At 60.6% G+C, this 21,296-nt stretch carries 20 protein-coding genes; 11 read left to right on the forward strand and 9 right to left on the reverse strand.

Annotation, left to right across the window (positions count from 1 at the left end):
- Nucleotides 1-2 precede the first annotated feature (2 nt).
- Together ACM6IO_RS04520 and ACM6IO_RS04525 are read right to left on the reverse strand one after the other, a co-directional pair.
- Entirely contained in the window at nucleotides 3-554 is a 552-nt protein-coding gene (locus ACM6IO_RS04520) for a DJ-1 family glyoxalase III (protein WP_008028906.1), read from the reverse strand.
- A 66-nt stretch (nucleotides 555-620) separates the two neighbouring features.
- Nucleotides 621-1,067: a DUF4879 domain-containing protein gene (locus tag ACM6IO_RS04525; RefSeq protein ID WP_414911023.1), complete on the reverse strand. Its 447-nt coding sequence runs from the start codon at nucleotides 1,065-1,067 to the stop codon at nucleotides 621-623.
- A gap of 222 nt (nucleotides 1,068-1,289) precedes the next feature.
- Here ACM6IO_RS04525 and ACM6IO_RS04530 point away from each other — a divergent pair, with 222 nt between their 5' ends.
- A complete protein-coding gene (locus ACM6IO_RS04530) occupies nucleotides 1,290-2,585 on the forward strand; it encodes an NCS2 family permease (RefSeq protein WP_008028910.1) in 1,296 nt (431 codons plus the stop codon).
- Complete coding sequence (gene trmA / locus ACM6IO_RS04535) at nucleotides 2,582-3,661, forward strand: tRNA (uridine(54)-C5)-methyltransferase TrmA (protein WP_414911024.1); 1,080 nt, start codon at nucleotides 2,582-2,584, stop codon at nucleotides 3,659-3,661. Before ACM6IO_RS04530 ends, trmA begins: the two co-directional genes overlap by 4 nt.
- On the opposite strand, the gene ACM6IO_RS04540 is transcribed toward trmA, so the two are convergent.
- Complete coding sequence (locus tag ACM6IO_RS04540; protein WP_414911025.1) at nucleotides 3,622-3,915, reverse strand: hypothetical protein; 294 nt, start codon at nucleotides 3,913-3,915, stop codon at nucleotides 3,622-3,624. The two genes, trmA and ACM6IO_RS04540, sit on opposite strands and share 40 nt — an antisense overlap.
- Between ACM6IO_RS04540 and ACM6IO_RS04545 the strand changes: the two genes are divergently transcribed.
- The 3 genes from ACM6IO_RS04545 (at nucleotide 3,914) to ACM6IO_RS04555 (ending at nucleotide 6,266) form a co-directional block, all read left to right on the forward strand.
- Nucleotides 3,914-4,825 carry a LysR family transcriptional regulator gene (locus tag ACM6IO_RS04545; protein WP_008028916.1) on the forward strand — a complete coding sequence of 304 codons (912 nt, stop codon included), beginning with the start codon at nucleotides 3,914-3,916 and terminating at the stop codon, nucleotides 4,823-4,825. The genes ACM6IO_RS04540 and ACM6IO_RS04545 overlap by 2 nt on opposite strands.
- 140 nt (nucleotides 4,826-4,965) lie before the next feature.
- Entirely contained in the window at nucleotides 4,966-5,406 is a 441-nt protein-coding gene (aroQ, locus tag ACM6IO_RS04550) for a type II 3-dehydroquinate dehydratase (protein ID WP_008028918.1), read from the forward strand.
- 5 nt (nucleotides 5,407-5,411) lie between these two features.
- Nucleotides 5,412-6,266 carry a shikimate dehydrogenase gene (locus ACM6IO_RS04555; protein ID WP_414911026.1) on the forward strand — a complete coding sequence of 285 codons (855 nt, stop codon included), beginning with the start codon at nucleotides 5,412-5,414 and terminating at the stop codon, nucleotides 6,264-6,266.
- A gap of 88 nt (nucleotides 6,267-6,354) precedes the next feature.
- On the opposite strand, the gene ACM6IO_RS04560 is transcribed toward ACM6IO_RS04555, so the two are convergent.
- Nucleotides 6,355-7,032, reverse strand: coding sequence for a TetR/AcrR family transcriptional regulator (locus tag ACM6IO_RS04560; RefSeq protein ID WP_192228022.1), 678 nt, complete (start codon nucleotides 7,030-7,032; stop codon nucleotides 6,355-6,357).
- Nucleotides 7,033-7,134: 102 nt separating this feature from the next.
- On the reverse strand, nucleotides 7,135-9,036 hold the full coding sequence (gene quiC, locus ACM6IO_RS04565; protein ID WP_223415828.1) for a 3-dehydroshikimate dehydratase QuiC: 1,902 nt from the start codon (nucleotides 9,034-9,036) through the stop codon (nucleotides 7,135-7,137).
- Nucleotides 9,037-9,470: 434 nt separating this feature from the next.
- On the opposite strand from quiC, the gene ACM6IO_RS04570 reads away from it, so the two are divergent.
- Both ACM6IO_RS04570 and ACM6IO_RS04575 read left to right on the forward strand, forming a co-directional pair.
- Nucleotides 9,471-10,727, forward strand: a complete 1,257-nt coding sequence (locus ACM6IO_RS04570; protein WP_223414472.1) for an MFS transporter — start codon at nucleotides 9,471-9,473, stop codon at nucleotides 10,725-10,727.
- A gap of 95 nt (nucleotides 10,728-10,822) precedes the next feature.
- Entirely contained in the window at nucleotides 10,823-12,445 is a 1,623-nt protein-coding gene (locus tag ACM6IO_RS04575) for a methyl-accepting chemotaxis protein (RefSeq protein WP_414911027.1), read from the forward strand.
- Nucleotides 12,446-12,451: 6 nt separating this feature from the next.
- Here the strand turns inward: ACM6IO_RS04575 and ACM6IO_RS04580 are convergent, their stop codons facing one another.
- The 4 genes from ACM6IO_RS04580 to ACM6IO_RS04595 form a co-directional block, all read right to left on the reverse strand.
- Nucleotides 12,452-13,330 (reverse strand): DMT family transporter, encoded by an 879-nt coding sequence (locus ACM6IO_RS04580; protein WP_008028930.1) that lies wholly within the window; start codon nucleotides 13,328-13,330, stop codon nucleotides 12,452-12,454.
- 131 nt (nucleotides 13,331-13,461) lie between these two features.
- A complete protein-coding gene (locus tag ACM6IO_RS04585) occupies nucleotides 13,462-14,277 on the reverse strand; it encodes a sugar phosphate isomerase/epimerase family protein (protein WP_414911028.1) in 816 nt (271 codons plus the stop codon).
- Nucleotides 14,278-14,279: 2 nt separating this feature from the next.
- Nucleotides 14,280-15,335: a Gfo/Idh/MocA family protein gene (locus ACM6IO_RS04590; RefSeq protein ID WP_414911029.1), complete on the reverse strand. Its 1,056-nt coding sequence runs from the start codon at nucleotides 15,333-15,335 to the stop codon at nucleotides 14,280-14,282.
- 237 nt (nucleotides 15,336-15,572) lie between these two features.
- Nucleotides 15,573-16,349: an IclR family transcriptional regulator gene (locus ACM6IO_RS04595; RefSeq protein ID WP_008028937.1), complete on the reverse strand. Its 777-nt coding sequence runs from the start codon at nucleotides 16,347-16,349 to the stop codon at nucleotides 15,573-15,575.
- A 173-nt stretch (nucleotides 16,350-16,522) separates the two neighbouring features.
- Here ACM6IO_RS04595 and ACM6IO_RS04600 point away from each other — a divergent pair, with 173 nt between their 5' ends.
- The 4 genes from ACM6IO_RS04600 to ACM6IO_RS04615 all read left to right on the forward strand — a co-directional run bounded on the left by ACM6IO_RS04600 (nucleotide 16,523) and on the right by ACM6IO_RS04615 (nucleotide 21,202).
- Nucleotides 16,523-18,271 (forward strand): FAD-dependent oxidoreductase, encoded by a 1,749-nt coding sequence (locus ACM6IO_RS04600; RefSeq protein ID WP_414911030.1) that lies wholly within the window; start codon nucleotides 16,523-16,525, stop codon nucleotides 18,269-18,271.
- On the forward strand, nucleotides 18,255-19,088 hold the full coding sequence (locus ACM6IO_RS04605) for an aldo/keto reductase (RefSeq protein ID WP_414911031.1): 834 nt from the start codon (nucleotides 18,255-18,257) through the stop codon (nucleotides 19,086-19,088). Before ACM6IO_RS04600 ends, ACM6IO_RS04605 begins: the two co-directional genes overlap by 17 nt.
- Before the next feature lie 260 nt (nucleotides 19,089-19,348).
- Nucleotides 19,349-20,242, forward strand: a complete 894-nt coding sequence (locus ACM6IO_RS04610; protein ID WP_414911032.1) for a neutral zinc metallopeptidase — start codon at nucleotides 19,349-19,351, stop codon at nucleotides 20,240-20,242.
- Nucleotides 20,243-21,202: an alpha/beta hydrolase gene (locus tag ACM6IO_RS04615; protein ID WP_414911033.1), complete on the forward strand. Its 960-nt coding sequence runs from the start codon at nucleotides 20,243-20,245 to the stop codon at nucleotides 21,200-21,202.
- The last annotated feature ends 94 nt before the right edge of the window (nucleotides 21,203-21,296 follow it).

Below are 21,296 nucleotides of genomic sequence, written 5' to 3' on the forward strand. Positions count from 1 at the left end.
TTCTAAACCACCAACTCCCCCGCCACCGTCGCACGCATAGCCTTGCCGCAAAGTTGCTCCACCAGTGTCAGGGCAAACTCCAAAGCGCCCCCTGAACCTTGAGCGGTCACGCAGTTGCCGTCGACCACCACCGGTTGATCGACGAAGTTGCAACCCGACAGTTGATGGCTGGCAGTCGGCAGGCAGGTCATCCGCCGTTGACGCAGGACGCCAAAGGCCTGAAGTGCCAGGGCCGGGGCTTCGGCGATGCCGGCGAACAGACGGCCGGCTGCCGCCTGATCCTTGATCAATTGCTGCAAAGGTTGATGGCCGGCCAGATGTTGCGCGCCGACGGCACCGCCAGGTAGCGCGACCAGGTCGAACGGCTGGGCCAGCAAATCCACCAGCATTGCATCGGCCGTCACGCGAGTGCCGCGGGCACAGGTGAGCATGCGCCGGCCCTCGATGCTGGCCACCACCACTTCAACCTTGGCGCGGCGCAGCACATCGATCAGCGTCACGGTTTGCAGATCATCGATGCCCTCGGCGAGGGTAATCAGGGCTCTAAAGGTCATGGGCGCAATCCACAGAATGATCTTTAAAGCGTAGTCAGCTTTCCTGACCCTTGTTCGAGCCGGCCGTTACTTGATGTAAAGCTGCGTCGACAGCGTATTACCTGGCGCATTGATGGACGTGTTGCTGAAGGTGAACGTGCCTTCTTGCTTGCCGGCCAGATCGAAGACATACAGATAGCCCACGGTTTTTCTGCCGACGGTGCAATCGGTCAGATTGCCGTTATCAAAAGCGCAGATCGGGGTCCGGGTGCCGTCCACATCAAAACCGTCCAGCCCGACTTGCGCCTTGCGGCCATAGCCGATTTCCAGCACGTAGATCTTGATGTTCGGCCCGCTGTGATCGCAGCGTGTGGTCTCCTGCCCCTCGCCAATGTCCTCAAACCCACAGGCCGGCGACTCGACCTTGAGCACCTTGACCTGGCTCAACGGCGCCGCCGAGGCAGCCGAAGCGGTTTGCGCCCCCAGCATCAAGGCAATCAATACTCCAAATACGTTAACCAGACGCTTTTTCATGCAATCCCCATGTCCCCCAAAACCAGCGCGCAGTATGGCGCACTTGGCTTTAACGCAAAACATCGACGACGATCACCACCATAAGCAGCCACAACCCCACGCGGCTGGTATGATGCGCGGCTTTTTCCGACCCACAGAAAATTACCAGGCGCCTGCAGCGGTCTGTGCTTTGCTGTTGAGGTCGATACATTCACGGCGCCGGGCGCGCCACGGGGAGCAGACATGCTGGAAAGGCTGTTTCAACTCAAGGCACACAACACCAACGTGCGGACCGAGATTCTTGCGGGCGTCACGACCTTCCTGGCCATGGCCTACATTCTGTTCGTCAACCCGAGCATCCTCGGCGAGACCGGCATGGACAAAGGTGCGGTGTTTGTCGCCACCTGTCTGGCAGCCGCCATCGGCTCCACGACCATGGGCCTGATCGCCAACTACCCGATCGCCCTCGCGCCGGGCATGGGCCTGAACGCCTTCTTTACCTACACCGTGGTCCTGCACATGGGCCACACCTGGCAAGTGGCGCTGGGCGCGGTGTTCATCTCGGCAGTGTGCTTCTTCCTGCTGTCGATCTTCCGCATCCGGGAATGGATCATCAACAGCATCCCGCTGCCGCTGCGTTCGGCGATTGCTGCCGGTATCGGCCTGTTCCTGGCGCTGATCGCCCTGCACAACGCCGGCATCGTAGTCAGCAATCCGGCGACTATGGTCGGCCTCGGTGACCTGAAACAACCGGCACCGATCCTCGCCACACTGGGTTTTGCCCTGATCGTTGCCCTTGAAGCCCTCGCCGTGCGCGGTGCGGTGCTGATCGGGATTCTGGTCGTGACCATTGCGTCGATTGCCCTCGGTTTCACCCCGTTCGGCGGCGTGATGTCGATGCCGCCATCGCTGGCGCCGACCTTCCTGCAACTGGACATCAAAGGTGCACTGGACATCGGTCTGGTCAGCGTGATCTTCGCCTTCCTGTTCGTCGACCTGTTCGACAACTCCGGCACCCTGATCGGCGTCGCCAAGCGCGCCGGCCTGATGGGCAAGGACGGCCACATGCCGAAAATGGGCCGCGCGCTGATCGCGGACAGCACCGCGGCCATGGCCGGTTCGTTGCTGGGTACGTCGACCACCACCAGCTACATCGAATCCGCAGCAGGTGTGAGCGCCGGTGGCCGCACCGGTCTGACGGCCATTGTGGTGGCGATCCTGTTCCTGCTGGCGCTGTTCTTCTCGCCACTGGCCGCCAGTGTTCCGGCATTTGCCACGGCGCCGGCACTGCTGTTCGTCGCAGTCCTGATGACTTCCGGCCTGGCCGAAATAGACTGGGACGACATCACTGTTGCCGCACCGGTCGTGGTCACTGCCCTGGCCATGCCATTCACTTACTCCATCGCCAACGGCATCGCCTTCGGTTTCATTTCCTGGACCGCCATCAAGCTGCTGTCCGGTCGCGGCCGTGAGCTGAACCCGGCGCTGGTGATTCTGTCGATTCTGTTTGTGATCAAGTTGGGTTGGTTCAACGCATGACTTTTGATTCCCAGGCTTACACCGTTCAGCTCGAAGAAAAGGTCACGCGCCTGCGCGACCTGCTGGCCCCGTTCGATGCGCCTGAGCCAGCCGTATTTGACTCGCCGCTGAAGAACTTCCGCCTGCGTGCCGAATTCCGCCTGTGGCGCGAAGCCGGCGAGCGTCACTACGCGATGTTTTCCCAGGAAGACAAACGCACGCCGATCCTGATCGAAGAGTTCCCGATTGCCAGCCTGCGCATCAATCAACTGATGCCGCAGCTCAAGGCCGCGTGGAAAGCCAGTGCGGCCCTGAGCCACAAGCTGTTTCAGGTGGAGTTCCTGACCACGCTGGCCGGCGATGCGATGATCACGCTGTGCTATCACCGCCCGCTGGACGAACACTGGCACGCGGCGGCGTCAAAACTAGCGGCAGACCTGAACGTCAGCGTGATTGGCCGCTCCAAGGGCAAACGCGAAGTGATCGGCCACGATTACGTGGTCGAAAAACTGGAAGTCGGTGGCCGCACGTTCAGCTACCGTCAGCCGGAAGGCGCGTTCACCCAGCCCAACGGCACCGTGAACCAGAAGATGTTGAACTGGGCTTACGACGCACTCGGCGACCGCCCGGACGATCTGCTGGAACTGTATTGCGGTAACGGCAACTTCACGCTTCCGCTCGCGACCCGCGTACGCAAAGTGCTGGCCACAGAGATCAGCAAGACCTCGGTCAACGCGGCACTGAGCAACCTCAGCGAAAACGCGGTAAACAACGTCACGCTGGTGCGCCTGTCCGCCGAAGAGCTGACCGAAGCCCTGAACGAAGTTCGCCCGTTCCGTCGCCTGCACGGCATCGACCTCAAGAGCTACGAGTTCGGCAGCGTCTTCGTCGACCCGCCTCGCGCCGGCATGGACCCGGACACCTGCGAGTTGACCCGACGCTTCGACAATATCCTGTACATCTCCTGCAACCCGGAAACCCTCGCGGCCAACATCGCCCAGTTGCACGACACCCACCGCATTACCCAATGCGCAATGTTCGACCAGTTCCCGTGGACTCACCACATGGAATCCGGAGTGTTGTTGACCCGGCGTTGATTGCTGCTGAGCGATACAAAACAGCCGTCATTTCGACGGCTTTTTTGTGCGTGCTCATTCGGTGATTTCTGGTTTGCGTAGCCTCCGCTTTGGCGGCGCTGCTTTGGCGACCATTGCGCGAAGCAATGACCGAGGCGGCCATGTCCATCAGCGGCTTGCATGGCGATAAGCTGCAAAAATGGTAAGCAATCCTTTCCGCAATTTGATAAACACTGCATCAAGTCCTCCATTTGATCCCCGGTGTAATCAATCATGCAGCGAACATTCGACGATCTTCAACTCGGCAGCATCGAACTGTTTTGCCTCGCCGCCGAAGCGGGCAGCTTCACCGCCGCTGCGCTGGTCGCTGGCGTGACGCCGGCAGCGGTGAGTCGGTCCGTGTCGCGCATGGAGGAACGCCTGGGTGTGCGGCTGTTCGCGCGCACCACTCGCAGCGTCAAACTGACGGATAGCGGGCGCCGGTATTACGAAGAATGTCGTCAGGCGCTGGCGCAATTGGTCGAGGCCCAACGCGAGGTGATGGGCCAGCAGCAAGAGCCTTCCGGCACCTTGCGCATCAGTATCCCCACGACGTATGCGCATCACCGGATCCTGCCGTTGCTGCCGGCGTTTCGGGAGCGTTTTCCGCAGGTGAAAGTCGAGTCGCACATCAGCAATCGCAACATCGATTTCGTCGGTGAAGGCTATGACTTGGCCATCCGCGTGCGGGCGATTCCGGATTCCGGGCTGATCGCCCGGCAACTGGAGGACGCGCAATTGGTGATGATCGCCAGCCCCGATTACCTGAAGCGCGCGGGCACGCCGCAAACCCTGGATGACCTGAAAAATCATGAATGCATCCAGTACGATTTGCCCAGCAGCGGTCGGCGGATTGCCTGGCTGTTCAACGACGATGGCGTGCAGCGCGAGATTCTCGCCGAGGGCGATCTCAGTTGTTCCGACGACGTGCTGGGCGGCGTGACCCTGGCCAAACATGGGGCGGGTCTATTCCAGACCTATCGTTTTATCGTCGAAAAAGAGCTGGCCGATGGCTCGCTGGTGGAAATCCTCAAACCTTACGGCGGACGGTCACGACCATTCACCCTGCTTTACCCGCAAAGCCGCCATGTACCTCTGCGATTACGGGCGTTTATTGATTTTCTGATAGAGCATTTGCCGCGTTGAGATGCCGAAACCGTCCGATCACCGCACACAAACCTCCGTCTTGGCGCCTGTTCAATTGACCAAATTAACCATCTAGTACAATTTATCTCCACAGGCTGAAGCATCAGCCCATGCCAAAAATAATATGTGGAGAGACCCTGATGAACCCTATCGTTCTGGTGCTCAACGGCCCGAACCTGAACCTGCTCGGCACCCGTGAACCGGCAACTTACGGCCACGAAACCCTGGCGGATATCGCAGCGTTGTGCGGCCGGGCCGCCGAAGAGTTCGGCCTGGCGGTGGAGTTTCGCCAGACCAACCATGAAGGCGAACTGCTCGACTGGATTCACGCCGCCCGCGGTCGTTGCGCCGGGATCGTCATCAACCCGGCTGCCTGGACTCATACCTCGGTCGCCATTCGTGACGCCCTGGTCGCCAGCGAATTGCCGGTGATCGAAGTCCACCTGTCCAACGTCCATGCTCGCGAACCTTTCCGCCACCACTCCTTTGTTTCAGCCATTGCCACCGCAGTAATGGCCGGTTTCGGCAGCCACGGCTATCGCCTGGCGCTGGAGCATTTCAGCCTGCGCTTGAAAGGGTGAACGCCGTGACTCAGAACAACGCGGTACTGGCCGGGCTGATCGGCGCCGGCATTCAGGCGTCCCGCACGCCCGCACTGCATGAACATGAAGGCGACGCCCAGGGTGTGCGTTACCTCTACCGCCTGATCGACCTCGATCAGTTGAAACTCGACAGCAGCGCCCTGTCCGACCTGTTGATAGCGGCGGAACGTATGAACTTCACCGGCCTGAACATCACCTTTCCGTGCAAGCAGTCGATCATCCCCCTGCTCGACGAATTGTCGCCGGAAGCCCGCGGTATCGGCGCGGTGAACACGGTGGTGTTAAAGGACGGCAGACGCATCGGCCACAACACCGATTGCCTGGGATTTGCCGAAGGTTTTCGCCGTGGCTTGCAGGGCGTTGCCCTTGAGCGTGTCGTCCAGATGGGCGCCGGTGGTGCCGGTGCGGCGGTGGCCCACGCGCTATTGAGCGAAGGCGTACAGCGGTTGAGCATTTTCGATGTGGAAATCAGTCGCGCGCAGAGTCTGGCGGACAATCTCAATCAGCATTTCGGCGCTGGCCGAGCCGTGGCGGGTCATGATTTGCCGAACACGCTGGCTCAGGCTGACGGCCTGGTAAACACCACGCCCATGGGCATGAAAAAGCTGCCTGGCATGCCAGTCCCGGTGGAGTTGCTAAGACCACAGTTGTGGGTGGCAGAGATCGTGTACTTCCCGCTGGAAACCGAACTGCTGCGCAACGCCCGCGCCTTGGGATGCCGCACACTGGATGGCGGCAACATGGCGGTGTTTCAGGCGGTGAAGGCGTTTGAATTGTTCAGCGGCGTGGTGCCGGATGCACAGCGAATGCTGGCGCATTTTCAAAGCATGAATAGCTGAAAAGCTTCGTCGGAATGCCGCCCAGACCAAGCCTCGCTCCTACAGATCAACGCAAAACCTGTAGGAGCGAGGCTCGCCCGCGAAGGCGTCAGGCCTGCAGGTATCGCAACACCGACTCGCAAATCATCTCTCGATGACGCTGCTTGATGCTTTCGTCCGGCAGGTCGATCTGAAAAATCTCACCAAACGTATGGCGGTTCGACACGCGATAGAAGCAGAACGAACTGATCAACAGATGCACATCCAAGGGCTCAAGCCCCGCCCGGAACACACCCTCTTCAACCCCGCGACGCAATATCACACCCAGTGAATCAAGAATGGTGTTGTTCATCGCCTTGATCGCATCGGAGCGCTTCACGAATTCGGCGTTGTGAATGTTCTCGATGCTGACGATGCGCACGAAATCGACATTGCGATCATGGTGATCGAAGGTGAATTCCACCAACCGCCGAATCGCCTCCACCGGCGCCAGCTCGGCCAGGTGCAGGCGGTTTTCGGTGCTGCGGATATCGCCGTAGAGCTTCTCCAGCACCTCGATGTAGAGCTGTTCCTTACTGCCGAAGTAGTAATAGATCATGCGTTTGGAGGTGTGAATGCGCTCGGCGATAGCATCGACGCGAGCGCCGGAAAGCCCCTGCTGGACGAACTCTACAATGGCCTCTTGAAGAATGTTCTCGCGGGTCTTTTCCGGGTTGTTCTTGCGACTCTTGCGTGGCTCGGCCAAGGGTTCGTCGGGCGCTACGGAGAGTTCTGATGTCATTGTCATTGCGGGCTCACGGCCATCACTGCACAGGCTGGCGATTATGAGCCGCACGGCACAGTGAAGGAAGCCGCGCGGCAGCGGTTTAACCTCGCGTTTACGAAATTGCTACAACTTCGCCTGACGAATGGCGCCGCTGCGGGATTTGGCCATCGCCGCCAGCCGCACCGCCACGTTGGCCGCGCCGTAACCGGCATAGCCGTTCTTGCGCTGGATGATTTCAAAGAAGAACCGCCCTTCGAACGGCTCGGTGTAAACGTGGAACAGCTCACCGCCCTGGGCATCACGGTCGTACAGCACGTTGTAATAAGCCAGTTCGCTGAGGAATTCGTCGTCGAAATCGAACCGCGCCGCCAGGTCATCGTAATAGTTGAGCGGGATATCCAGCAGCGGTACGCCCGCCTCCTTGGCCCGACGGACTTCGGCAAAGATATCGTCGCAGTCAAACGCGATGTGATGCACGCCGGAGCCGCGATAACTCGACAGCGCGTGTGAGATCGCGGTGTTGCGGTTCTCGGAAATGTTCAGCGGCAAGCGGATCGAACTGTCGCGGCTACGCAGCGCCCGGCTCTTCACCAGACCATACGGATCGGGCAGCACCACTTCGTCATCGGCTTCGAAATCCAGCAGGCTTTTGTAGAACAGCACCCAACTGTCGAGGCTGTCGGCCGGCAACGCCATGGCCATGTGGTCGATGCGCTTGAGGCCACCGCTGGCCGTTTCCGTCGGTTGCAGATTGAAGTCGGTGCCGTAGACGTCGGCGTCCTGGTCCACCAGGTAAATCAGGCTGCCATCCGGCGCGCGCACCGCAGCCAGTTCCAGCTCATTGGGGCCGACCAGTCCGCGATAAGGCTGACCTTTGTAAGCCACGGCCCGGGCCAGCGCGCTGGCGCTGTCATTGACCCGCACCGCAGTGGCGCAAAGCGACGGGCCATGCGCTTCGAAAAAGCTGTGGGCAAACGAGTAGGGCTCGGAGTTGAGAATCAGGTTGATGTCGCCCTGACGCATCAGGCTCACGCTTTTTGAACGGTGTTGACCGGCCTTGACGAAGCCCAGCCGCTCCAGCCAATGAGAAAGCCTGGCGCCGAGGCTTTCGTCCACGGCGAACTCAAGAAATTCGATGCCGTTGTATTCACTGGCCTTCGGCGTCTCGAACAGAATGTCCGGGCTGGCCGCAGGTTTGGTTTCCTGCGCCAGCCGCTCGCGGGTCTTCTCTTCCAGGTACAGCAACGAACGTAAACCGTCGGCGGCGTTGGCCCGTGGCGGTGCGGCGCGGAAGCCGTCGTTGAAGATCTCGAGCGACAACGGCCCGGTGTAGCCACTTTTGATGATCGGCGCGAGGAACCCCGGCAAATCGAATTCGCCCTGGCCCGGGAAGCAGCGGAAATGCCGGCTCCATTCCAGCACGTCCATGGCCAGGATCGGCGCGTCAGCCATTTGCACGAAGAAAATTTTCTCGCCGGGAATGTCGGCGATGGCACTCGGATCGCCCTTGAGCGACAACGTGTGGAAACTGTCCAGCAACACGCCCAGACTTGGGTGGTCCGCCTGGCGAACGATGTTCCACACCTGCTGCCAGGTGTTGACGTGTCGGCCCCAGGCCAACGCCTCGTAACCGATTCGCAGGCCACGCGCACCGGCGTGTTCGGCCAACAGGCGCAAGTCGTCGACGAGGATTTGCTCATCACCCACGGAATCGGCGGAAGCGTTGCTGCACACCAGCACCAGGTCAGTGCCCAGTTCCTGCATCAGGTCGAACTTGCGCTCGGCCCGCTCCAGATTTCGCGGCAGGCGGTCGCGGCGGCAGCCTTCGAAATCGCGGAACGGTTGAAACAGCGTGATGGCGATCCCGAGATCGGCGCACATCTGTTTAATTTCCCGAGGACTGCCGTCGTAATAGAGCAGGTCGTTCTCGAAAATCTCCACCCCGTCGAAACCGGCGGCGGCAATGGCTTCGAGTTTTTCCGGCAGGGTACCGCTCAAGGACACGGTGGCAATGGAACGCTGCATGTTTCGACTCCCGGTGGTGGAGACTGTCTTGTTAGAGGTTTTGTAGGAGCCGGCTTGCTGCGGGCGGCGTTCCGACGATGGCGATCTCGCGGACGCCATCGCCAGCAAGCCGGCTCCTACAAGGGACCGCGTTTTTCATGGAGTAAATTATTGGCCGTAGTATCGAGCACAGCAATTCAAAGTGTACTATCCGGTTAGTTTTCCGTGCGATTATCGAACACAATGGCCTTTGGCGAATTGACGATTTTTCGTCCACTGCCCACCATCCACTACACATTGAGTCCGGTCACAACCATCGGTCTCGGTGACCCAAGACTCAGAACACCACATAAAAATAATCGGTGGCCTACATGACTCCTTCTCAAAGCTCTCCCGTGGAGCGTTCCTCCACGACTCCTGCCGTCGGTGGCATCGGCGACAAGATCCGCGGCGCCATGGCCGTCGGCAAGACCCGTTGGGGCATGCTGGCGCTGGTGTTTTTCGCCACCACCCTGAACTACATCGACCGCGCCGCACTGGGCGTGATGCAGCCGATCCTGGCCAAGGAAATGAGCTGGACGGCGATGGATTACGCCAACATCAACTTCTGGTTCCAGGTCGGCTACGCCATCGGTTTCGTGCTGCAAGGCCGGCTGATCGACCGGGTCGGCGTGAAGCGCGTGTTCTTCTGCGCAGTGCTGCTCTGGAGCCTGGCAACCGGCGCCCATGGCCTGGCCACGTCAGCGGTCGGCTTCATGGTTTGCCGCTTTATCCTCGGGCTGACCGAAGCCGCCAACTACCCGGCTTGCGTGAAAACCACGCGGTTGTGGTTCCCGGCCGGTGAACGCGCCGTGGCCACCGGCATCTTCAACGCCGGCACCAACGTCGGTGCGATGTTCACCCCGATGCTGCTGCCGCTGATCCTGCACGTGTGGGGCTGGCAGGCCGCGTTCCTGTGCATGGCGTCGCTGGGCGGCATCTGGCTGCTGTTCTGGGGCCTGAAGTACTTCAACCCGGAAGATCACCCAAGCGTTAAACAATCGGAACTGGACTACATCCAGAAGGAAGTCGAACCGGAACAATCCCGCGTACCGTTCTCCAAAATCCTGCGCATGCGTGGCACCTGGGCCTTCGCCCTCGCCTACTCGATCACCGCGCCGGTGTTCTGGTTCTACCTGTACTGGCTGCCGCCGTTCCTCAATCAGCAATACAACCTGGGGATCAACGTGACCCAGATGGGTATCCCGCTGATCATCATCTACCTCACCGCCGACTTCGGCAGCGTTGGCGGCGGCATCCTGTCCTCGTTCCTGATCGGCCGCGGGATCAACCCGATCAAGGCGCGCTTGATGTCGATGTTCCTGTTCGCCTGCTGCATCATCGGCGTGGTCATGGCCGCCGGTTCGAGCAGCCTGTGGGTGGCGGTGTTTGCGATCTCCCTGGCCATCGGTGCACACCAGGCCTGGACCGCGAACATCTGGAGCCTGGTGATGGACTACACACCTAAACACATGATGAGTACGGTGTTCGGCTTCGGCGGCATGTGTGCGGCGATTGGCGGGATGTTCATGACCCAGTTGGTCGGCCACATTCTGACCATCACCAACAACAACTACACCGTGCTGTTCACCATCATTCCGGCGATGTACTTCATCGCGCTGACCTGGATGTACTTCATGGCGCCGCGCAAGATTCCTACAGTCGAAAACTGATACACCCCAAACGCAGGCCTGATCCCGGGCCTGCGTTTTTTTATGCGCAGGATTTATGAATGCCCCCTTCTTTCTCAACACCACAGAGACCCACCATGTCGCCAGGTCACTTGAGCATTGCCAAACGCGCCGTGATCAGCTTCGGCGTTATCGCCCTGCTGGTTCTGTTGCAGGGATTGTTCGCCCTCAAACAGGTTGCGCAGGTCCGCGCCACCGGTCAGCACACGGAAAACATCTCCCTGCCGAGCGTTCGCTACCTGGGTGAAATCCGAGACTATGTCCTGAGCATTCGCGTACTCAGCCTGCGCATGGCACTCAACCGCGACCCGAAAGTGCTCGATGCTACTGTCACACGCCTGCATCAAGTACAAGGCTGGCTGGGCGAGACGCTGGAAAAATTCACCCCGCTGGTCGGTGATTACAACCGGGAGCCGTACGAAAAGTTCGTTGCCACCGTCACCCGTTACCGTCAGGCGTTGGCGCAATACGAAGCGCTGTCGCGGGAGAACCGCAGCGAAGACATGACCGCGCTGCTCAACGGCAAAATCCAGGAGTACTCGACCCAGACCGGTGACCAGTTCGCCGAATTGATGGCCCTTGCCGCCAATGAAGTCAGCCTGTCGGCCAACCAGGCCGACTCGCTTTACAACCAGGTGAAGTTCACCGTGATCGGTGCGCTGATCGCCGTTGCGCTCCTGACTTTGTGCCTGGCCTGGCTGCTGATTCGCAGCATCGTCGTTCCGATCCGTCAGGCTGTCGCCGTAGCCGAGCAAGTCGCCGCCGGGGACTTGAGCAAACCGATCCACAGCCACGGCAGCGATGAAACCGCACGTTTACTCAAGGCCTTGTCGGCCATGCAAACCAGCCTGCGCGAAACCCTGCAACTGATCAGCGGCACCTCGACGCAATTGGCGGCGGCTGCGCAGCAGATGAATCAGAACACTCGGCAGGATTCCGCTCGGCTGCAACAGCAACACAATGAAATCGAGCAAGCCGCCACGGCCGTCAACGAGATGACGGTCGCGGTGGAAGAAGTCGCACGTAACGCGGTGTCGACTTCCGACAGCACTCGCCTGTCCACGCAGCAAGCCAACCAGGGCCAGACGCGGGTCATTGAGACACTGGATTCGATTCAGGCGATGAGCAGCAATGCCGGCATCGCTCTGCAGCAGGTGCAAACGCTGGCCGAGCAATCCCGGGAAATCGGCAAGGTGCTGGACGTGATCCGCGCCATCGCCGAACAGACCAACCTGCTCGCGCTCAATGCCGCCATCGAGGCCGCCCGCGCCGGGGAAGCCGGGCGTGGGTTTGCAGTGGTGGCCGATGAAGTACGGGCGCTGGCTCATCGCACCCAGCAATCGACCCGCGAAATCGAACAGATGATTGGCCGGGTGCGGGGCGATACCGACAGCGTGGTGCTGTCGATGCACGACAACAGTCAGCGCGTCGCCGACACTTTGTCGATTGCCGAACAGGCGGGTCTGGCACTGGCAGAAATCACCCGGGCCATGGAGCAGATCCATGAACGTAATCTGGTGATCGCCAGCGCGTCAGAGGAACAGGCGCAAGTGGCCCGCGAGGTGGATCGCAATTTGCTGAACATCCGCGACCTGTCGCTGGAAAGTGCCGACGCCTCGACCCGGACCAGCGCCACCAGCCAGGAATTGTCGCAACTGGCGACCGGCCTGCAAAACCTGGTGGTGCGCTTCAGATTCTGACCCTGTTCAGCGACGGCTTTGCTGCCAGGCCGCCGCCAAACCGCTGCAGCAAATCACCGCGATCCCGACCACCGTGGTCAGGGTCGGCGTGTGGGAAAACAGCAACCAGCCGAGCAAACCGGCGAAGACAATCTGGCAATAGCCGAACGGCGCCAACAGCGCCGGAGCGGCGTAGCGGAATGCCTGAGTCAGAAACAAGTGCGCCGTCATCCCGCATGCCCCCAGCGCCACCATCATCAATCCATGCCCGAGGCTCGGTACTTGCCAGAAGAACGGCACCAGCGCGCTCATCACCAGGGTGTTGCACAACCCGGCGAAAAAGTTGCTGGTGGTCGGGCTGTCGACGCTGCTGAGCTTGCGGGTGAGTAATTGATAGAAGCAGAAAAACAGCGCCGAGCAGAGCGGCAGCAGCACCGCTGGCGTGAACAGATCACCGCCGGGATGGACGATGATCAATACGCCGATAAATCCGCAAATCACCGCGATCCATTGACCACGGGTGACGCGCTCACGCAGCAGCGGCACCGACAGAGCAGTCACCAGGACCGGCGCAAGAAAGTTGACCGCGGTGGCTTCGGCCAACGGGATGTACTGCAAGCCGGTGGTGAAAAACAGACTGGTGCCCAACAGGCACAACGCCCTCAGCAACTGCAGCAACGGCCGTTTGGTGCGTAGGACTCGCAGCCCGGATTGCGGCAGAAAAATCCCTGCCATCAACAAGGTGTGAACCACATACCGGGCCCAGACCACCATGACAATCGGGTAGAACCCCGAAAGGTATTTCGACAAGGCGTCATGGCTGGAGAAGAGAAAGGTGGCGAAGACGATCAGCAAAATCCCTTTGAAGGGTTGGTTTACGCCGGAGAGCGGGGTGCTGACGGTCATTGGGGATCCTTTTTTACTTCGAAAGTCAAAAGCTTCGTCGGAGTGCCGCCCAGACCAAGCCTCGCTCCTACAGGGTTATCCATTGCCCCTGTAGGAGCGTGGCTTGCCCGCGAACAGGTGCGCAGCACCTTCTAGATTCTTGCCAACAATTCCCGGGCCTTATCCAGCGCCATCTGCGCCCGCTGCAACCCGCTCACGCCCTGCTCCAACAACTTCACCGTTGGAATCTCCAGGCTTAGCGGAATATCGGCCGGCAAACACTGCAACAACCCCGCCAGATCACAATCGCCATCACCCGGAAAACGTCGCTCGTTGCGGGCCTGACGCAAAATCTCCGCCATGTCCATCGGCCGCGGCCCCGCCACATCGCACAACTGCGCATACCGTAACCGTGACGGGGCGACTTTGGCCAGATCTTCCAGCCGAGAACCCGAGCGGTCGAAATGGAAAGCATCAACCAATACCGCGCCGTTTTCACGATCAGCGTTTTCGACAATGCGCACCGCTTGTTCAAGATTGCGCGCATCAGTCCAGGGCATGAACTCCAGGTGCGGGTGCAGTCCGTAAGGCGCCGCCAGATCACAGAGCCGGGCGAAGTTTTCCGTCAGCCGCTGCTCGTCAGAATCGTTACCCGCCACCAGCAATTCACTGGCACCAAACTCCGCACCGACTGCCAGAATTTTCTCGAAGTCGGCGACGACGGTGTCCGGTTTAAGACGCAGGATTTCAACATCCAGCACACGAATACCGGTGTCGCGCAGCCGCGCCAGCGTCTCACGCCGCAAACCGACATCGGCTACCAGCGCAAAGTGATGTTCTTCGGGTGTCGCCGGCTCAAGGCGTAGTCCCACGTGGCTGTACCCGGCACGTGCCGCGACGTCCACCATCTGCGGCGGTGACAATTCCAGTACCGTCAGACTGGCCAGGGAAAAGATCCGTTCATTCATGTTCATTCCTCGATCACCACGGGGGTGCAGGCGCGACCGGTTTCGGCGGCCTCGCGGATGGCTTCGATCAACGCCAGTGTGCGTGCCGCATCGGCAGCGCTGACCAACGGCTCGACTTCCCGACGCACCACGCGCACGAAATGCTGCAACTGCAAACCCAGGGCTTCATCGGCGCTGACGCTTTCCTGCACCGGCAACAAGGGTTGATGCCATCCCCCATCAGCGTCGGCGTAATGCCAGCGCTTGAGTTGCGGAATGCTCAACGCGCCGCCGGTACCGGCCAGCAAGTAACACGGCTGATCCGCCTGACGCGGATACACCGGGTTCTCCCCGGAATCCAGCTCCCAACTCCAGGGCGCCGCCACCGCGTCGGAACCGGTCAGGCTGCCCAGAGCGCCGTTGTCGAATTGCAGCAACACCGCCGCACAATCCTCGTTGGCAAACCCGCGCACGGCATTGCTGGTGATCGCTTGAACCTGCCGCACTTCGCCGCACAGATGGCGCAGCAGATCGAGGTCATGGATCAGGTTGGTCAGCAACATTCCCGCGCCTGGCTCGCGGCGCCACAGCGTTTCGAAGTAACTGTCGGGTTTGCGCAACTGCCAGAGCGCGGTCACCGTCGTCAGCCGTCCCAAAGCACCGCTTTGCACCAGTTCGCGGGCGCGGACGATCAGCGGATTGTGTCGACGATGATGGCCGACCAGTACCGGGACGCCGGTGGCTTTCGAGGCGGCTACCAACTCGCGCGCCTCATCCAGGTGCACGCCGACCGGTTTTTCCAGCAGGACCGGCACGCCGGCAGCCAGGCAATCGAGCGCGGTGTTGACGTGCAGCGTGTTCGGGTTGGCCACGATGACCGCGTCCGGCTTCACCTGTTCCAACATCTGACGGTGATCGGAGAAATACCCCACGCCCCATTCGGCGGCGAGACCTGCCGCTTGCGGGCCAGGGTCGGCTACCGCGCACAGGGTCGCGTCCTTCAGGGTGTGCAGATGCCGGTAATGCTGCTGGCCCATGTTGCCGGCACCGATCAGAGCGATGCGAACGGGCGAAGTCATGGTGCGGTCCTCTTGTGATTATTGTTGATTGACCCTCAACAATTTAGAACCTGGTTCCAGATTCTTACACAAGCGATTCACGAAAGCGTGCGAACAACGCACAACTTTCCGGCGAACAAAGATCCATGTGGGAGCGGGCTTGCTCGCGAATGCGGTGTGTCAGTCGCAGCATTTATGCGCTGATAGACCGCATTCGCGAGCAAGCCCGCTCCCACAGGGTTTCCTGTGCGGCGGTGGTTAACTGAAGAATTCCGACGCGAGACTCGCCGCCGACAACTCTTCGGCAAATCTCAACAACAGCGGCGCCAACTCATGCAGCCGCGCCCCCGGCATCCGCGCGCTCGGCCCGGCAATGCTCAGCACCCCGATCACTCGCCCATCGCTCGGGTGACGCACCACCGCCGCAATCGCCGATGTGCCCACCGCCGAACTCTCTTCGACCCAGGCGTAGCCCTGCTCCCGCGCCAGACGCAGGCGCTCGAGCAATTCAATGTTGGAGCGCGGCGCGTTCGGCCCGAGGTCTTTTGGCCGCTCGCCGCCCTGGCGTTCCACCAGCGACAACGCTTCGGCATCGCTCATGCACGCCAGCCACGCATGGCCCGACGCCGTGTAAAACAGCGGCGCATCACGGCCCATGTCCGGGTCGTAACGCAGACCGGAGCGGGCGCCCTGGGACTTGGCGATCCAGGTTTGACGCTCGCCCTCGATGACCCCGAGACGCACCAGTTCACCGGTTTCCTGGGCCAGGCGATCAAGCACTGGCTGCACGATATCGGCGCCGCTTCCCGACAGATAACGGAACCCCATGGCCACCAGTTTGGTCGACAAGTGATAGCGCAGGTTATCCGGATTCTGCCGCACGTAACCCAGCCGAATCAGCTCGGCGAGCAAGCGATGAGTCGCGCTTTTAGGGATGTCCAGTTGCTCTGCCAGCGTCTGCATCGGCAGGCCGCGAGGGTCACTGGTGAGGCTTTCCAGCACGCTGAAAACACGTTCGATCTGACTGCCGGCCATGGAAGGTTCCGCCTGAAATTTGCCCGATTCTAGAAGACAAACCGCTTAATGCGAAATCTGGAACTGCTTGTTCGGTAACCGCCCGTTTTATCGGCTGAGTGGTTGCCGAGCGGATTCACGTCACTATATTTTCTGGAATCAAATTCTAAAAATACGCACCGGAGTTTTAAACAATGCCTGCCGAATCCCACAGCTCTCCAGACATCGACTGCGATGTTTTGATCGTCGGCTCCGGTGCAGCCGGGTTATCGGCAGCGGTTACCGCTGCATGGCACGGATTGAAAGTCATCGTGGTGGAGAAAGACCCGGTATTCGGCGGAGCCACGGCGTGGTCCGGCGGCTGGGCCTGGGTGCCGTGCAATCCTCTGGCGCGCCGCGCCGGCATCGTCGAAGACGTCGAGTTGCCGCGCACCTATCTCAAGCATGAACTCGGTGAGCGCTACGAACCGGCAATGATCGATGCGTTCCTTGAGGCGGGCCCACGGATGGTCGCCTTCTTCGAACAGCACACCTCGCTGCAATTCGCCGATGGCAATGCCATCGCCGACATACATGGCGATACGCCCGGTGCCGGAACGGGCGGACGTTCGGTGATCGCTGCGCCCTATGACGGGCGAAAGGTCGGCAAGCTGCTGAGGCGTCTTCGCAAAACCATGCGGGAAACTTCGTTCATGGGCATGCCGATCATGGCAGGGGCGGACCTGGCCGCGTTTCTCAACCTGACCCGTTCGGTGCCTGCTGCGTGGCACGTCACCCGGCGCTTCACCCGGCACCTGCTCGACCTGATTGTGCATGGCCGGGCGATGCAGCTGGTCAACGGCGTGGCGCTGGTCGCACGCCTGGCAAAATCTGCCGAAGACCTTGGCGTGCTGCTCTGGGAATCAGCGCCTGTCAGCGAGTTGCTTCGCGAAGGCGATAAGGTCCAGGGCGCGCTGGTGAGCACCGCCAAGGGCAAGGTCCGCATCCATGCACGCAAGGCTGTGGTGCTCGCGGCCGGTGGGTTTGCCAATGACACCGAGCGGCGCAAGGCACTGTTCCCGCGCACACCGACCGGCAACGAACACTGGGCACTGCCCCCCCTCGGTGTGGCCGGTGACGGTTTGCGCCTGGGCGAAAGCGCCGGGGCCCGGGTCAACACCGACATGGCCTCTCCCGTAGCGTGGGCGCCGGTCTCGCAAGTGCCACACAGGGATGGCAGCATCGGTCACTTCCCGCACATTATCGAGCGGGGCAAACCGGGGATCATCGGCGTACTGAGCAACGGCCAGCGCTTCGTCAATGAAGCGAACGGCTACTACGACTATGTAACGGCCATGGTCGCTGCTGCGCCTGCCGGCGAAGAGGTTGCCTCCTGGCTGATTTGCGCCCATGGCTTTCAACGCCGATATGGGCTAGGCATCTCTCGGCCGTTTCCGGTTCCGTTGTCATCCTTTATCCGCAGCGGCTATCTGATAACCGGCAACACGATCGAGGAATTGGCCCACGCCTGCGGCATCGACCCGAACGGCTTGCGCAGCACTGTGGCGGACTACAACCAGCATGCGCGCAACGGTGAAGACCCCTTGTTTGGTCGCGGTTCGACGCCTTACAACCGCAAACAGGGTGACGCCTTGCATCAACCCAACCCGTGCGTCGCCCCCATCGAGCAAGGGCCGTTTTACGCGGTGAAGGTCCAGCCCGGCTGCTTCGGCACCTTCGCCGGGCTCAAGGTCAATCAACACGCCCAGGTCCTCGGCGAATCCGGCCAGGCCATCGCCGGGCTGTACGCCGCAGGCGGTGACATGGCCAGCATCATGGGCGGGCATTACCCCGCCGGCGGCATTAATCTCGGCCCGGCACTGACGTTCGGCTACATCGCCGCGCGACATATCGCCGGCATCACTGCTTACGAACAGGAGATCGACCATGCAGCGCATCGTTAATGCACAGGGTTTGAACATGCCAAAACTCGGCCTCGGCACCTGGCCGATGCTCGGCGAAGAATGCACACGCGCCGTCGAACAGGCGTTGAAGTTGGGTTATCGGCATATCGACACCGCTGCCGCCTACAACAACGAAGAGGCCGTCGGTCAGGCGCTGGCGAACAGTCCTACGCCTCGCGAGCAGATCCACGTCACCACCAAAATCTGGTGGGATCAACTGCAACCCGATGCCATGCGCCACTCCATGGATCGCAGCCTCAAGGCCTTGCGCAGCGATTACGTTGACCTGTTCATGGTCCACTGGCCGACCACCGATTGGGACCTTCCACGCACGATCGAAACCCTGGTGTCATTCAAGGAGCAAGGCCTGGCGCGCAATATCGGCGTGGCGAATTTTCCGCTGCCGCTGCTGCGTAAAGTCGTCGAAGAACTGGGCGCGCCGCTGTCAGCCATTCAGGTTGAATACCACGTGTTGCTCGGACAAAACGCGCTGCTGGACTACGCTCGTCAACATGACCTGGCACTGACGGCCTACTCGCCGCTGGCCCGCAACAAGGTCTCGGACATCCCGCAAATCCAGCAGGTCGCCGCCAGACACGGGGTTCTGCCAGCACAAGTGGCGCTCAAATGGCTGCTTGATCAACCGAACGTTGCGGCGATCCCCAAGGCCAGCAGCGAGGCTAATCAACTGGCCAACCTGGCCTCGCTGGACGTCCAGCTCGATGACGAAGACCGGGCGTTGATTGCCGGTTTGTCGAAACGCGAACGACTGGTCAGCCCTGACTTCGCGCCGGTGTGGGATGCGTTCGACCGGTAAGCACCGGACTGCTTTTCGTAGGAGCCGGCTTGCCGGCGATAGCGTCCATAAGATCGCCATCGCCGGCAAGCCGGCTCCTACAAGTCATAGGGCGTTCGCCCTGACGTCATAAAAAACCCATCACCTGACGGAATTCGATGGGCTATCCACGTTCAATACACTCAGTAATGTTCCCGCCCGCATAAAAGCCGGACGACCGGACTGGCGCCGCTCCCACTCACCAGCAACACTCATCCCCACGATAATCAGAGGATTCCCACATGCTATGGAAAAAAGGCCGACGCAGCGACAACGTGGTCGATGCCCGTGGTGATGACGTCGGCGGTGGTGGCGGCGGGATGCGTTTTGGTGGCGGCAAGGGCCTGAGCCTGACCGCGATCATTCTGATTGTCGGGATCGGCTGGATCACCGGCCAGGACCCGTTGCAGATCCTCGGCCAACTCACCGGGCAGATGACCGAGCAATCGGCACCGGCCTCGACACAAACCCGCAAGGCACCGCCAGCCAATGATGAAGGGGCGGAATTCGTCCGTTCGATCCTCGGTGACACCGAAGACACCTGGGGCCAGATTTTCCAGCAGGCCGGCCGACAGTATAAAGATCCTACGCTGGTGCTGTTCAGCAACCGGGTGAACTCGGCGTGCGGTCTGGCCACCTCGGCGACCGGGCCGTTCTATTGCCCCGCAGACCAGAAGGTTTACCTGGACATGAGTTTCTTCCAGGAAATGTCGCAACGCTTTGCCGCTGCGGGTGATTTCGCTCAGGCCTACGTGATCGCTCACGAAGTCGGACACCATGTTCAGACCTTGCTCGGTGTTTCCGCGAAAATTCAGGCAGCCCGTCAGCAAGGCCGGCAAATGGAAGGTGACGGTGGCTTGTTGGTGCGTCAGGAACTGCAAGCGGATTGCCTCGCGGGTGTCTGGGCCAACAATGCACAGCAACGCCTGAACTGGCTGGAGCCGGGCGACATCGAAGAAGCCTTGAACGCCGCCAACGCCATCGGCGACGACCGCTTGCAGCAGCAAGGCCAGGGTCGCGTGGTGCCGGACTCGTTTACCCATGGCACGTCGGCGCAAAGGGTGCGCTGGTTCAAAACCGGATTTGCGCAAGGCCAGGTGGGCCAGTGCGATACCTTTGCGGCGAAAAATCTGTAAATGAAAAAGTGGTTGTTGATGTTGTTGTTTACTTGCACCTGTACCCAGGCTGCCGAGCATGGGGTCAAGGAGATCAGCCCCGGCCGACTCTTGTTGAAAGAAGGTGAGATGGCGGTGGGCATCGGCCCGGCGCCGGCGAAAATCGAGCGCGTGCTGATCATCATCCATGGTCGGTTGCGCAATGCTGAAACCTACCGCCAGAGTGCCGAGCGGGCGGCAGAGCAAGCCGGGCAAAGCGCCCATACGTTGGTGATCGCTCCGCAATTTCTCAATGAAACCGACGTGGCACTCCATCCAGTCGCCGACACTGTGTTGCGTTGGCAGGGCAATGACTGGATGGCCGGCGGTTTATCCACCGCTCCGTTTGCGCTGAGTTCCTACGCGGCACTCGACCAGATCATCGCCCGGCTCGGCGATCGTCGACAGTTTCCGGACGTGAAGGATGTCGTCATCGCGGGCCACTCGGGCGGCGCTCAGGTGGTTCAGCGTTATGCGTTGTTGAGTCACGATCAACCGGAGCTCAAGGCGGCTGGCGTGCACATGCGCTACGTCATCGCCAATCCGTCTTCCTACGCGTATTTCGATGAGCGGCGGCCAGTGGCGTTCAGTCACGCCGGTTGCCCGGCGTTCAACCGCTGGAAGTATGGCCTGTCAGATTTGCCCGCTTACGCCGAAGGACAAACGCCCGTGCAACTGGAGGAAAACTACGTTCAGCGTGACATCGTTTATCTACTGGGGCAGCAGGACATCGATCCGAACCATCCGGCGCTGGATAAAAGCTGCGAGGCGAAAGCCCAAGGCGCTAATCGATTGATTCGCGGGCGCAATTATTTTGAGTTTTTGAAGCGTAGCCATCCGCAAGGATTGAATCAGCAATTGATCGAAGTGCCCGGGGTTGGGCATAACGGGGATGGGATGTTTACGTCGCCTGAGGGACAGAAAGTGTTGTTCGGGCAGTGATGACGCCTTCGCGGGCAAGCCTCGCTCTCTGTAGGAGCGAGGCTTGCCCGCGAAGGGTCCCGCAAGCCAACAACATTTCCCGCAACGCCCCGCC

It is taken from the genome of Pseudomonas sp. IT-P44, from assembly GCF_949768225.1.
Classification (GTDB): Bacteria; Pseudomonadota; Gammaproteobacteria; order Pseudomonadales; family Pseudomonadaceae; genus Aquipseudomonas; species Aquipseudomonas migulae.